Annotated in this window: 12 protein-coding genes; 6 read left to right on the plus strand and 6 right to left on the minus strand. The window is 64.5% G+C overall.

Annotated features, from left to right (window positions below; genetic code table 11):
• Positions 1-47: 47 nt before the first annotated feature.
• Together AAF184_15590 and glnA are read right to left on the minus strand one after the other, a co-directional pair.
• On the minus strand, positions 48-617 hold the full coding sequence (locus tag AAF184_15590) for a DUF4124 domain-containing protein (GenBank protein MEO0423760.1): 570 nt from the start codon (positions 615-617) through the stop codon (positions 48-50).
• Between the two features lie 197 nt (positions 618-814).
• Complete coding sequence (gene glnA, locus AAF184_15595) at positions 815-2,227, minus strand: glutamate--ammonia ligase (GenBank protein ID MEO0423761.1); 1,413 nt, start codon at positions 2,225-2,227, stop codon at positions 815-817.
• A gap of 360 nt (positions 2,228-2,587) precedes the next feature.
• Between glnA and glyQ the strand changes: the two genes are divergently transcribed.
• The 3 genes from glyQ to AAF184_15610 are packed head-to-tail and all read left to right on the plus strand — an operon-like array spanning position 2,588 to position 6,428.
• The gene (glyQ, locus tag AAF184_15600) at positions 2,588-3,493 is read left to right on the plus strand and encodes a glycine--tRNA ligase subunit alpha (GenBank protein ID MEO0423762.1); all 906 of its coding nucleotides are present in this window, start codon (positions 2,588-2,590) and stop codon (positions 3,491-3,493) included.
• A complete protein-coding gene (gene glyS / locus AAF184_15605) occupies positions 3,490-5,592 on the plus strand; it encodes a glycine--tRNA ligase subunit beta (protein ID MEO0423763.1) in 2,103 nt (700 codons plus the stop codon). Before glyQ ends, glyS begins: the two co-directional genes overlap by 4 nt.
• 8 nt (positions 5,593-5,600) lie before the next feature.
• Positions 5,601-6,428 carry a lysophospholipid acyltransferase family protein gene (locus AAF184_15610; protein MEO0423764.1) on the plus strand — a complete coding sequence of 276 codons (828 nt, stop codon included), beginning with the start codon at positions 5,601-5,603 and terminating at the stop codon, positions 6,426-6,428.
• A gap of 35 nt (positions 6,429-6,463) precedes the next feature.
• Here the strand turns inward: AAF184_15610 and gyrB are convergent, their stop codons facing one another.
• From gyrB to dnaA, 4 genes are all read right to left on the minus strand, one after another.
• Positions 6,464-8,857, minus strand: coding sequence for a DNA topoisomerase (ATP-hydrolyzing) subunit B (gene gyrB, locus AAF184_15615; protein MEO0423765.1), 2,394 nt, complete (start codon positions 8,855-8,857; stop codon positions 6,464-6,466).
• Positions 8,858-8,884: 27 nt separating this feature from the next.
• On the minus strand, positions 8,885-9,949 hold the full coding sequence (gene recF / locus AAF184_15620; protein ID MEO0423766.1) for a DNA replication/repair protein RecF: 1,065 nt from the start codon (positions 9,947-9,949) through the stop codon (positions 8,885-8,887).
• A 22-nt stretch (positions 9,950-9,971) separates the two neighbouring features.
• Positions 9,972-11,072 carry a DNA polymerase III subunit beta gene (gene dnaN, locus AAF184_15625; GenBank protein MEO0423767.1) on the minus strand — a complete coding sequence of 367 codons (1,101 nt, stop codon included), beginning with the start codon at positions 11,070-11,072 and terminating at the stop codon, positions 9,972-9,974.
• 218 nt (positions 11,073-11,290) lie between these two features.
• Positions 11,291-12,658 carry a chromosomal replication initiator protein DnaA gene (dnaA, locus tag AAF184_15630; GenBank protein MEO0423768.1) on the minus strand — a complete coding sequence of 456 codons (1,368 nt, stop codon included), beginning with the start codon at positions 12,656-12,658 and terminating at the stop codon, positions 11,291-11,293.
• 190 nt (positions 12,659-12,848) lie between these two features.
• On the opposite strand from dnaA, the gene rpmH reads away from it, so the two are divergent.
• The 3 genes from rpmH to yidD form a co-directional block, all read left to right on the plus strand.
• Entirely contained in the window at positions 12,849-12,983 is a 135-nt protein-coding gene (gene rpmH, locus AAF184_15635; protein MEO0423769.1) for a 50S ribosomal protein L34, read from the plus strand.
• 3 nt (positions 12,984-12,986) lie between these two features.
• The gene (rnpA, locus tag AAF184_15640; protein MEO0423770.1) at positions 12,987-13,352 is read left to right on the plus strand and encodes a ribonuclease P protein component; all 366 of its coding nucleotides are present in this window, start codon (positions 12,987-12,989) and stop codon (positions 13,350-13,352) included.
• Positions 13,340-13,571 (plus strand): membrane protein insertion efficiency factor YidD (yidD, locus tag AAF184_15645; protein MEO0423771.1); only part of this gene is annotated, 232 nt, incomplete at its 3' end. The genes rnpA and yidD, both read left to right, overlap by 13 nt.

A 13,571-nucleotide genomic window follows, 5' to 3' on the forward strand; every position in this document is an offset into this window, starting at 1 on the left:
ACTATTGCCAGGGTCCGGGCCCGGAGCAGCGGTGGGAGATCGACCGGCTAGGGCGCTCGCAGGAGCGACTGTTGGCGAACGTAGAAGGTCACGTTGTTGCTGCGCGAGACCTGGCTGCCACTCCCATCCACCAGCACGGCGCTGACCGAGTGGGCGCCGCGGTAGACCGGCGAGAGCTGGAAGGACTGCTGGCCCGGCACTCCGGTGGCCACCACCGCACCGTCGAGGTAGATGTTCACTCGGCCCTGGTCCGGCATCTGCGGCTCCACGTTCACCGCTACCTGCACCAGCCCCGCCGTGTTGACGAAGCTCTCGTCCGCGGTGGGTCGCACCACCGTGATCGTCGGGGTGACCGCTGCATCCTCGTCCCCGTCCTCTGGCTCGAACTGGCGCGTGGTGGAGGTTGCCGGCGCCGCGGGTGCTTGGCTGCTGCGGGGCAGGGGCACCTGCAGGGTACGCACCTGGCGCGCGTCGCTCGGCGGCGGACGATCGGAATAGTGGCGCATCCCCGCCGAATCCACCCAGGTGTAGGTCTCGCGCTCCTGAGCACCCGCGACCGCCACCGCGAGGAGGATCCCCACGGCCGCCGACCACGAGAGCGTGCGTGCACTGTTCATGAGGACAGCTTAGCGCGGGGTCACACCACGGAACAGAACACAATGCACGCTCCGCGACCGTTTCCCGGGCCGAGGGCCACGAACGGCCGACGAGCGGTGTCGCAGGAGCGAAGGGGACGATTGGGGGGGAGAGACGCACCGACGCAAAGCTCGTTGCCGGGCACGGGCGGCGAGGACCCGCCCGTGCCGCAGCAGCCCTAGAGGCTGTAGTACATGGCGAATTCCACCGGATGGGTGGTCATATTCAGGCGCTCCACGTCCTCGGACTTCAGGCCGATGTAGGCGTCGATCATGTCGTCATCGAACACGCCACCGGCGCGCAGGAAGTCACGATCGTTGTCCAGCGCCTCAAGGGCCTGCTCCAGGGACGAGGCCACCGTCGGGATCCCCGCGGCCTCTTCCGGGGGCAGGTCGTAGAGGTCCTTATCCAGCGCATCGCCCGGGTGGATCTTGTTCTGGATGCCGTCGAGACCCGCCATCACCATCGCCGAGAAGGCGAAGTAGGGGTTGGCCATCGAGTCCGGGAACCGCACCTCGATGCGGCGCGCCTTCGGGCTGGAGACGAACGGGATACGGATCGACGCCGAGCGGTTACGCGCGGAGTAGGCCAGCATCACTGGGGCCTCAAAGCCCGGCACCAGACGCTTGTAGCTGTTGGTGGCCGGGTTGGCGAAAGCGTTGATGGCGCGGGCGTGCTTGATCAGGCCGCCGATGTAAAACAGCGCCGTTTCCGAGAGCCCGCCGTAGAGGTCGCCGGAAAACAGGTTGTTGCCGTCCTTCGCGAGGCTCTGGTGCACGTGCATGCCGTTGCCGTTGTCGCCGACCAGGGGCTTGGGCATGAAGGTGGCGGTCTTGCCGTACACGTGGGCGACGTTCATCACCGTGTACTTGAGGATCTGCACCTCGTCGGCCTTCTTCACCAGCGTATTGAAACGCACACCGATCTCGCACTGGCCGGCGGTGGCCACCTCGTGGTGGTGCACTTCCGTCGGCAGACCCATCTCTTCGAGGGCGCGGCACATGGCCGAGCGCACGTCGTGGAGGGAGTCGACCGGGGGCACGGGGAAGTAGCCGCCCTTCACGCCCGGGCGGTGGCCGATGTTGTTGCCGTCGTAGTCGTCGCCCGAGGACCAGACGGCCTCCTGGCTGTCGATCGAGTAGCTGGCACCGCGCATCTGCACGTCCCAACGGGCGCTATCGAACACGAAAAACTCGTTTTCCGGGCCGAAGTAGGCTGTATCGGCGATACCCGTGGACTTCAGGTACTCCTCCGTGCGGCGCGCCAGGGAGCGGGGGTCGCGGTTGTAGCCCTGCATGGTGGAGGGTTCCCATACATCACAGGTGATGTTGATCGTGTTCTCTTCGGTGAAGACGTCGACGACGGCGGTGCTCGGGTCGGGCATGAGCACCATGTCGGACTCGTTGATGCCCTTCCAGCCGTTGATCGAGGAGCCGTCGAACATCTTGCCCTCCTCGAAGAAGTCATCATCGATCGTGCTTGCCGGCACGGTGACGTGCTGCTCCTTACCGCGCGTGTCGGTGAAGCGCATGTCTACAAACGCGACTTCACGCTCCTTGATCAGTTCGAGCACCTTTGCAGGGCTTGTCATCATCGCTCTCCAAGCTTTGGCATTTCGTGGGTTTAGAAAGTGGTCCGGCCAGCGCGCCTGACGGTCGGCGGCGAACGGCACTCAATGTGATCTGGATCACACCTCGCTGCAATGGTCATGCCACCAAACCGGGGCCAAAACAGGCGGGAATGCACTGCGTCGATGCGCTGGTGCGCGTCTATTCAGACTGAAACGGTGCGCGCACGCCCTATTTTGGTGCAAGGGCAGGATACAAGCTCGGATCCAGGGCGACGCCAGCCCACCCAGGTCCGCTATACTGCGCGGCCAGAAAAACCTTGCCGCATGGCAACAATCGGCGCCCTCCAACGCGCGCCCGCCACACCGCGAACGACATAAACGATGAGCACACCGCAGACCTTCCAGGAGCTGATCTTCGCGCTGCAGGAGTACTGGGGATCCCAGGGCTGCGCAGTCCTGCAGCCCTACGACCAGCAGATGGGCGCCGGCACCTTTCATCCGGCCACCTTCCTGCGCGCGATCGGTCCGGAGCCCTGGGCCGCCGCCTACGTGCAGCCGAGCCGGCGCCCCACCGATGGGCGTTACGCGGAGAATCCCTTCCGCCTGCAGCACTACTATCAGTTCCAGGTGCTCATCAAACCCTCGCCCGACGACATCCTCGAGCAGTACCTCGGTTCCCTACGCGCCTTGGGGTTGGACCCGTTGGTGCACGATATCCGCTTCGTCGAGGACAACTGGGAGTCGCCCACCCTCGGCGCCTGGGGCCTCGGCTGGGAGGTGTGGCTGAACGGCATGGAGGTCACCCAGTTCACCTACTTCCAGCAGGTGGGTGGCCTCGATTGCCGACCGGTCTCGGCGGAGATCACCTACGGCCTGGAACGCATCGCCATGTACCTGCAGGGCGTGGAAGACCTCTTCGACCTGGTGTGGGTCAACAGTCCCTCGGGGCCCATCACCTACGCCGATGTGTACCGCCAGAGTGAACGCGAACAATCGGTGTTCAACTTCGAAGAGGCCGACACGGAACGCTTGTTCGCCAACTTCGATGCCTGCGAGCGCGAGTGCGAGGGCCTGATCGCCCGCGATCTCACCTACCCTGCCTACGAGCAGGTGCTGGCCGCATCCCACAGCTTCAATCTGCTGGACGCCCGCCACGCCATCTCCGTGACCGAGCGCCAACGCTTCATCCTGCGCGTGCGCAACATGGCCAAGGCTGTCGCCGAGTGCTACTACCGAAGCCGCGAGGCGGTCGGATTTCCGATGTGCCAGCAGGAGGCCGAACGATGAGCCACCTTCTGGTCGAGATCGGTGCGGAAGAGCTGCCGCCGGGCGCCCTCGAGTCCATGGTCAAGGACCTGCAGACACGTCTCGGCGACAGCCTGCAGGAGGCTCGACTTCCCTACGAACGTATCCAGGCCTTCGCAACACCACGTCGCCTCGCCGTGCTCGTGCACGGCATCGCCGCGCGGCAGCCGGATCGCGAGGTGGAGAAGCGTGGACCGCCCGTCAAGGTGGCTTTCGACGCGGATGGGGTCCCGAGCAAAGCGGCGATGAAGTTCGCCGACGGCTGCGGCGTCAGCGTCGACACCCTGGAACGCATCGAGACGCCGAAGGGCGAGTGGCTGGTGCACCGCGCCACCGAAGCAGGCCGCAGTGCCGGCGAGGTGGTCGGAGAGGCGTTGCCCGGCATTGTAGACGGCATCACCGTGCCACGGCGTATGCGCTGGGGATCGACCGAGCATGCGTTCTCGAGGCCCGTGCGGTGGCTCGTGGTGATGCTCGACGATCAGGTCGTGCCCTGCGAAGTCCTCGGCTGCGCGGCGGGACGTCGCACCTGGGGACACCGCTTCCACGGCCCGGCGAACGGCGTGGAGCTTGCCGCTGCCGACGCCTACGAGGAGACCCTCGCCGCCGCTCACGTGGTGGCGGACATCGACGAGCGACGCCAACAGATCCGTCAGGCGATCGAGGCCACTGCCGGCGGGGCGAAGGCCCACGCGCTCGTCGATGAGGACCTGCTGGATGAGGTTACGGCGCTCGTCGAGCTGCCCGTGCCCGTGCTCGCCACCTTCGACGAGCAGTACCTAGCGCTTCCGCGCGAAGTCATCATCGCCACCCTGCAGGAGCACCAGCGGTACTTTCCCCTGACAGAAGCCGACGGCAGCCTACGAAATGCCTTCATCACCATCGCTAACCTTCGAAGCAAGGATCCGCAGGAGGTAAGGCGCGGTAACGAGCGGGTGGTCGCACCCCGGCTGGCCGATGCGACCTTCTTCTGGGAAGCGGATGGCGGGCGACCTCTGGCTTCGCGCCGAGACGATCTCGGCGCCGTGGTCTACCAGCGCAAGCTAGGCACCCTGGCGGAGAAGACCCAGCGAATCACCGACCTCGCCACGGCCTGCGCGCAAGCGCTAGGGACCCCCACCGATACGGTGGAGCGGGCAGCGCAGCTGGCGAAGACCGACCTGCTAACGGATATGGTAGGCGAGTTCCCTGAACTGCAGGGGGTGATGGGCGGCCACTACGCCCGCCGTGACGGTGAGGCAGACGCCGTGGCCGATGCGATCGCCCAACAGTATCTTCCGCGCTTTGCGGGGGATGATTTGCCGCGCAGTGCGCCGGGCCGCACGCTCGCCATCGCCGACCGCCTGGACACGCTCGTCGGCAGCTTTGCGATCGGCGCACGCCCCACGGGCAACAAGGATCCCTTCGGCCTGCGGCGGGCCGCGCTCGGGGTGCTGCGCATTCTTATCGAGGGCCAGCTCGACCTCGACCTGCGCGCGTTGCTGACGCGCGCCGCGGCCCTGCAACCGATCCGCGGCAAGGACGGCGACAAGGCGGTGGTCAAGGAGGTGGAAGACTTCCTCTACGATCGCCTGCGCAGCTACTACCTCGGCGGCGATGGCGCTGCCGCGGACGCCGCCGTGCAGGCGCACAGCGTCTTCGATGCCGTGCTCGCCGTGAGGCCACCGCGTCCCTACGATTTCGATCGCCGAATGGCGGCCATTCAGAGCTTCGCCAAGCTTGAGGCCTCGAGTGCCCTGGCCGCGGCCAACAAGCGTATCTCCAACATCCTGCGTAAGGCAGAGGTGACCGGCGAGGCGCCGGTGGACCCCGCGAGGCTGAGCGAGGCGGCGGAGAAGACGCTCTACGAAGCCCTGATGAGCTGCCGTGACGACGTACTGGACGACTTCGCCCACGGCCGCTACGCCGAAGCGATGACCCGCCTTGCCGCGCTGCGCGAACCGGTCGATGGGTTCTTCGACGGCGTCATGGTGATGGCCGAGGACGCCGACGTACGCCGCAACCGGCTGGCGTTGCTGAGTGAGCTGCGCGCGATGTTCACGCAAGTCGCCGACATCTCCCTGCTGCAAGCGACGAGCTGAACGCCGGGATGCGAGCGGACCGTCTGAAGGCCGCGCTGGGGCCGTGGCGCTATTGGTGGTACTGGGTTCGATCCGCCTGCTTCCAACTGTCGCTGGTGGTGACGGTGTTGCTGTTCGCGCCGCCGATCCTAATCGCCCCCCTCATCCCCATGTCGTCGCAAGCGCGCTGGAAGTACTCGTACGCAATTGCCCGCGCCTGGACTCAGACCGCGCTGTTCTCGCTACGCTGGCTCTGCGGCATTCGACACGAGGTGCACGGGCGCGCCTGGCTGCCCTCGACCCCCGCGGTGGTGATGACCAAGCACCAATCCGCCTGGGAGACGCTGGCCCAGCTGAGCATCCTTCCGCCCCAGTGTTGGGTGCTCAAGCGCGAGCTGTTGGCGGTGCCCTTCTTCGGGTGGGCCCTGCGCTCCCTGAAGCCCATCCCCGTGGCCCGCGGTAAGGACGGGGCCGGGCGTTCAGGGCTGCAAGGGGTGATCGACAACGGCACCGTGCGCCTGCGCGAGGGCTTGTGGGTGGTGGTTTTCCCGGAAGGCACGCGCGTGACGCCCGGGGAACCCAAGCGCTACCGGGCGGGCGGCGCACACCTCGCGGTCAGCGCCGGGGTGCCTGTCGTGCCCGTGGCCCACAACGCCGGCTCACACTGGATGTCGGGCACGGTGCTGAAGATCCCCGGCACCATCACCATGTCGATCGGACCGACCATTGATCCACAGGGCAAGACCGCCGCCGAGGTGCTGGACGCCGCGCGCAGCTGGATCGAGCAGGAGCAAAAGTTGCTCGATCCGGTGGAGGAGCTGGTCCAAGTCGACGTCGACGACTCAGCCGCCGCCTAAGCCCATTCGGCGGGCCGACGGGTCGGCGACCGGCCTTAGATGTCGACGGTCGCCGAAAGCGCGTTGCGTTCGATGAAGTCGCGGCGCGGCTCCACCTCATCGCCCATCAGGGTGGTGAAGATCTCATCGGCACCCACGGCGTCCTCGATGCGCACTTGCATCAGCCGTCGGGTTTCGGTGTTCATGGTGGTGTCCCAGAGCTGATCCGGGTTCATCTCACCCAGACCTTTATAGCGCTGGATCGACTGGCCGCGCTTGGCTTGATCCATCAGCCACACCATGGCTTCACCGAAGTGATCGATCGCGTGGCGTTGCTCGCCGCGCTCCACGTAAGCGCCCTCACCGATGAGTTCGTTCAACTCGTTACCTAACAAAGCTATTCGCTTGTATTCGGGCGTGTTGAAGAAGCCGCTGCGCAGATGCTTCTCGAGCACCACGCCGTGGTAGCGGCGCTCGAAGGTGATGGTGGGGTTGCCGTCCTCGGCGCTCTCCACACGGAAGCTGTACTCAGGGCCGTTCACGGGGCCGTCAGCGAGCTTGCGCTCGAGGCGTTCGGACCACTCAGTCATGGCTGCTGTTAGGTCGCCGCTGGTGTCCAGCTCCGGCAATTCGAGCATGCCGCGCAACACGTTCTCATCGTAACGGGAGGACCAGCGATTGATGATCGCATCCACCTCCATGTACTTGCGCGCGAGGGACTCGAGGGCAGGGCCCGCGATCGCCGGCGCATCGGCCGTGACCCGCAGGCGCGCGTTGTCGATGGCGATGGCGAGCAGGTGCTGGTTGAGCTCCGCGTCGTCCTTCACGTACACCTCCTGCTTACCGCGCTTGATCTTGTAGAGCGGCGGCTGGGCGATGTAGATGTGCCCGCGCTCGATGAGCTCGGGCATCTGGCGGTAGAAGAAGGTGAGCAGCAGGGTGCGGATGTGAGAGCCGTCCACATCGGCGTCGGTCATGATGATGATGCGGTGGTAGCGCAGCTTGTCCGGATCGTAGTCCTCGCGACCGATGCCCGTGCCCAGGGCGGTGATGAGGGTACCCACCTCCGCCGACGATAACATCTTGTCAAACCTAGCTTTTTCGACGTTCAGGATCTTGCCCTTAAGGGGCAGAATGGCCTGGGTGCGACGATCGCGCCCCTGCTTGGCGGAGCCGCCGGCTGAATCCCCCTCCACCAGGAACAGTTCGGATAGGGCCGGGTCCCGTTCCTGACAGTCCGCTAGCTTACCCGGCAGGCCCGCAATATCGAGGACGTTTTTGCGGCGCGTCATTTCGCGTGCCTTACGGGCGGCTTCGCGGGCGCGGGCCGCGTCAATCATCTTGCGTACGATCGCCTTAGCTTCCGTCGGGTTCTCCTGCAGGAAGATGGACAGGCGATCCGCCAGCACGGACTCGACCGCAGGCTTCACCTCGGAGGAGACCAGCTTGTCCTTGGTCTGCGAGGAGAACTTCGGATCGGGCACCTTCACGGACAGGACCGCGGTCAGGCCTTCGCGGGCGTCGTCGCCGCTGGTCGCGACCTTCTCGCGCTTCGCCAGGCCCTCCGCCTCGATGTACGCGTTGAGGGTGCGCGTCAGGGCGCTGCGGAAGCCCGCCATGTGCGTGCCGCCATCGCGCTGGGGAATATTGTTGGTGTAGCAGAAGGTCGCCTCCTGGTAGGAGTCGTTCCACTGCAGGGCAGCTTCCACACCGATGTCGTCTTGCTCCTGGGACAGGTGCAGTACGGTGCCGTGAATCGGCGATTTCTTCGCATTCAGGTGCTCAACGAAGGCTTTGATACCCCCGACGTACTCGTACACGTCGCTGCGATCGCTGCGCTCGTCGATGAGCTCGATGCGCACGCCGGAATTCAGGAACGAGAGTTCCCGCAGGCGTTTCGCCAGCACGTCGTAGTGAAAGTCGATGTTCGAAAACATCTCAGCGCTGGGCTTGAAGCGAATGGTCGTGCCCGTCTGCTCCGTCTCGTCCGTAGCCGCCAACGGCGCCTGCGGTACCCCAAGCTTGTACAGCTGCTGATGGACCTTGCCATCACGATGAATCGTGAGCGAGAGCTCCTCCGACAGGGCATTGACCACGGAAACGCCCACGCCATGGAGTCCACCGGACACCTTGTAGGAGTTGTCGTCGAACTTACCGCCCGCGTGCAGCACCGTCATGATGACCTCAGCAGCGGAATCGCCCTCCGGGTGCGGACCCACGGGGATTCCACGGCCATCGTCGGAGACGGTGACAGACTGGTCTTCGTGGATACGAACCTCGATGCGGGAGCAGTGCCCGGCCAGGGCTTCGTCCACAGAGTTGTCTACGACCTCGAACACCATGTGGTGCAGTCCGGTGCCGTCGTCCGTATCGCCGATGTACATGCCGGGGCGCTTACGAACTGCGTCGAGCCCTTTGAGCACCTTGATGTTATTCGCGTCGTAGGTCATAGAGGCCTTCGGTGGAGAACCAAAGCTCTATTTTACGCGTGTCACACGCCCATGTTCCACGTGAAACACGGCTTCCGCCGCTGTATCGATAACGCCGCGCGATAAACCGGTCACGAAGCGCTGCTCGCAGAGCGAAAGGGTCCATTCCAGGAGCCGATCCAGGCGTGCGTCCGCCACTTCAGCCCCTGGATCGTCGATGAGGAGGACCGGCGGCGCTCCCAGCGTTTCGCCGACCAGACGGACCTGGCCAAGTACGAGGGCGCAGGCCACCAGCTTTTGCTGGCCGCCGGACGCATGATCTCGCGCTACTTGCCCATCCACCTGGATCTCGAGGTCGGCGCGATGGGGCCCAACCCCCGTAGTGCCACGGGCCCTATCGCGCTCCTGAGCGCGCAGCAGCGCCTCGTCCAGACTCATCGCGCTCGCCCAACCCTGTTGGTACTGCAGTTTTATCGGTAACCCGAGCAAATCCGCGACCACATCGTCGAGGCCTTCACCGAGCTCGGTCACGTACTGGTGGCGCGCTTCACTCAACACAGCACCGTGCAACGCCATCTCCGCTTCCCAGGGCGCAAGAACGTCGCTGGACGCACCCTCCTTGAGGCCCGCATTTCGCTGGCGAAGGGCCCGTTGGTAGCGGCGCCACGCATCCAGGAAGGTATGTTTCACGTGAAACACCCCCCAATCCAGGAATCGACGCCGCACGCCTGGACCGCCGCGCACCAGCTCCTGAACCTGCGTATCGATGATCTCCACCGGAAACAGGCGTGCGAGTTCGGTCAGGCCATCGGCTTCCCGGCCGTCCACTTGCCCCACCGTACGGCCATCCACCCATTTCAGCCCGAGTTGGCGCTCGCCACCGTCGCCATCCAGCACGCTCCCGCGCACGGCAAGGCCTTGAGTGTCCTTCGTGACCAGGTGATCCAGGGAGGAGGCGCGGAAGGAGCGGGCGCGGCCAAGCAGATAGATGGCCTCGAGGACGCTGGTCTTGCCAGCGCCGTTATCGCCGTAGAGAACGTTGGTGCCCGGGGAGAATTCGAGCTTCAGGTCGCGCAGGCAGCGAAAGTGCACGCCGCCCAGGCGTTCGAGCATGGTGAGGAACCGTGAGTGCGGCCTACAGCCGCATCGGCATCACGACGTATTTGCTCTGGTCAGCGTCGCTGCCGGTGACCAGGCAGCTGGAATTCGGATCGTTCAGACGGAGCGTGACCGTTTCGCCGTCCACTGCGGCAAGGGCATCGATGAGGTAGGTGACGTTGAAGCCTATGGCCATGCCGGCACCCCCGTACTCCACCTCCATCTCCTCCTCGGCCTCTTCCTGCTCGGGGTTGTGCGCCTGGATGATCAGACGATTCTCGGCCAGTTCGAGGCGAATTCCTCGGTATTTCTCGTTCGAGAGGATCGAGGCGCGCCGCAGAGCCTGCACCAATTCCGCCTTGTCCGTTTCCAGTTGATTGCTGACCGCTGCGGGTACCACCTTCTCGTAGTCCGGGAATCGACCGTCGATGAGCTTGGAGGTAAAGCGCGTACCGCCATCGAGGGCGACCATGATGTGGTTGGTACCCACAGTGACCTTTGCCTCGCCCTCGGTCGGAAGCAGTCGCTGCAGTTCCAGCACACCCTTGCGCGGCACGATCACTTGCACGGATGCCTCCGCCGCTTCACCTAGGGGCATCTGCGACATGGAGAGGCGATGCCCATCGGTCGCGACCGCCCGCATGGTGCCTTCCTTCATTTCCAGCAACAGGCCGTTCAGAAAGTACCGCACATCCTGTTGCGCCATCGAGAACTGGGTTTTCTCGATGAGTCGGGACAGCTCCGCGCACGACAGCGAGAGATCGAGTTGCCCATCCACCTCATCGACCACAGGGAACTCAGAGGCTTCCAAGCAGGAGAGGGTGAAGCGAGAACGCCCGGACTTCACGGTGACCTTGTCACCAGAGCGGGAGAGCGTGACCTTGGCGCCGTCAGGCAGAGCTTTGCAGATGTCGAGGAACTTGCGACCTGGCACGGTCACTTCCCCGGTCTCCTCGGCGGCGACCTCGACCCCGGCGCAAAGCTCCACTTCGAGGTCCGTGGCGGTCACCGACAGGCGATCCGACTCCACCACGAGCAGTACGTTGGCCAGGATCGGCATGGTCTGACGTCGCTCGACGGCGCCGATCACCTTCTGGAGCGGAGCGAGCAGCACCTCGCGTTCTGTCGTCAGTTTCATGCGCTCGTTCGTCCTTCCACACGGAGTAATAGAAATAAGAAATCTATATATAGATTACTGTAGTGATTATTAGGCGGGAACCGGCCCGTGGATAAGTCAATTTTCTCTATAATATTCAATCGCTTATCTTTCCATCAGGGCGCTTGAGAAGCCGCTGACGCCCTGTGGGTTCTCTGTGGAGCGATGGGGATGAAAAACCCGCTCCATAGTTATCCACATCATCGGGTCAGGGTTCTGCACAGCTTTTCATAGTCCTGTTGGATGCGGGGATCGGAGCGGCACAGCTCCTCCACCTTGCGTACCGCGTGGATCACCGTGGTGTGGTCGCGACCGCCAAAGGCGTCGCCGATCTCCGGCAGGCTGTGGCCCGTCAGTTCCTTGGTCAGGGCCATCGCGATTTGGCGCGGGCGCGTCACCGAGCGCGATCGACTCTTCGAGAGCAGGTCAGCGACGCGCACGGAGTAGTAGTCCGCCACGTGCTTTTGAATCTGCTCGATGGTCACGTTGCGATCGTGATGGCGGATGATGTCCTTCAGCGAGTGTTCGGCGAACTCGAGGGTGATCGGCTGCCCCGTCAGCTGCGCGGTGGCCAGAAGGCGCCGCAGGGCGCCTTCGAGCTCACGTACGTTGGAGCGCATGGCCTGGGCGATCATGAACGCCACGTCCTGGGGCAGCTGTACACCGGCCGACACGGCCTTGGACTTCAGGATCGCCACGCTCGTCTCGAGCTCGGGCGGTTCGATCGCCACCGTGAGCCCCGAGCCAAAGCGAGACGATAGGCGCTCCTCCAGGCCGTCCACGTCCTTCGGGTAGCGGTCACTGGTGAGGATCACCTGGCGCTGGCCCTCGAGCAGGGCGTTGAAGGTATGGAAGAACTCCTCCTGCGAGCGCTCCTTGCCGGCGAAGAACTGGATGTCGTCGATCAACAGCGCGTCGAGCGAGCGGTAGGCCTGCTTGAACAGATTGATGCGGTTGTGTTGGAGCGCATGCACCATGTCCGACACGAAATCGGCCGAATGCACGTACGCCACACGCGCGCCGGAGCGCGCTGCCATGGCATTGCCGACGCTGTGCATGAGATGCGTCTTGCCGAGGCCGACGCCGCCGTAGATGAACAGCGGATTGTAGGCGCGCCCGGGGTTTTGCGATATCTGCATGGCGGCCGCGCGTGCGAGCTGATTGCTCTTCCCTTCCACGAACTTATCGAAGGTGTAATCGGGGTTCAGGCGGCTGCCCGCGATCTGCACGCCCCCGGCGCCATTGAGGTCCTTAGGAGATTCGATAGGTGGCGGGCGGCGTCGCGCCTCGCCCTGGTCCGCCGCCTGCGCCTGATCGGGCCGATCGACGCTGCCCACCTGCAGGCGCACTTCTGAAACCTGGCCCTCGGAGACCTGCTGCACCACGCGCTCGATCTCGCCCATCAACGAGGAATCACGGATTTCCTGCATGACGTAGCTGTTCGGCGCGAGCAACACGAGCTGGCCGTTGGCGGACTCGCGCGCGTGCAGGGGGCGGATCTGGTTCAGATCCTGCTGAGAGACTAAGCCTTCCAACGCCTCGACGGCGCGATCCCAGATGTGGGCCACGTGTTCCTCGACTCCGTGCGTGAACGACTGCCGTCCAGGGCGGGGGGACCGACGATACTAACCGGAGTGGCAGAGATGCTGCTACCACTTCCCCTCGGGGTAATCGCTTGACACGCCGCAGCGCGCTCATTACGATTCGCGGCTCTCTGCAGGTCGGCCACGGCCTGCGCGTCGACGACGGAATAACCTCATGAAACGCACTTACCAGCCGAGCAATCTGCGCCGCGCTCGCACCCACGGTTTCCGTGCCCGGATGGCCACGAAGTCCGGTCGGGACGTGCTGAAGCGCCGTCGCGCCAAGGGCCGCAAGCGGCTCTGCCCCTGATAGGTGGCCCCTGCCGCCGCCCACGCGTTTCCGCGTGAGCACCGGCTCACCGTCAAGCGAGCCTTCGATAGAGTCTTCAAGCAGGGCGTGCGATCTCGCGACGCCCACTTCACTGTGCTCGCCTGTCCGAACGACCAATCTGGCGCCCGCCTGGGTCTGGCGGTCTCTCGGAAAACGGCAAAACGGGCCACGGTACGTAACCGCATCAAGCGCCAGGTCCGTGAGTCCTTTCGCCTGATCCACGCTGAGCTGCCGGCTGCCGACTTCGTGGTCATCGCCAAGGGCCCTAGTGCCAATCTGGAGGCGCCGGCCATGCGCGAGAGCTTGTCTCGGCATTGGCGCCGTCTGAGTCTCAAGTGCGCAGCCTGATTCGTTTTTTCATTCGCTGCTACCGGTGGGGGATCAGCCCCTTCCTGCCCCGTAGCTGCCGCTTCTACCCGAGCTGCTCGACCTATGCACTAGAGGCCTTCGAGCGCTATCCCTTGGCGAAAGCCGGGGAACTCACCGTGAAACGCCTGGCAAAGTGCCACCCCTGGCACGCGGGCGGGTATGATCCGCTCCCGGAAGCGCCCACTCATAATGATGTGG

This window comes from Pseudomonadota bacterium (assembly GCA_039815145.1).
Taxonomy (GTDB): domain Bacteria; phylum Pseudomonadota; class Gammaproteobacteria; order Steroidobacterales; family JBCBZW01; genus JBCBZW01.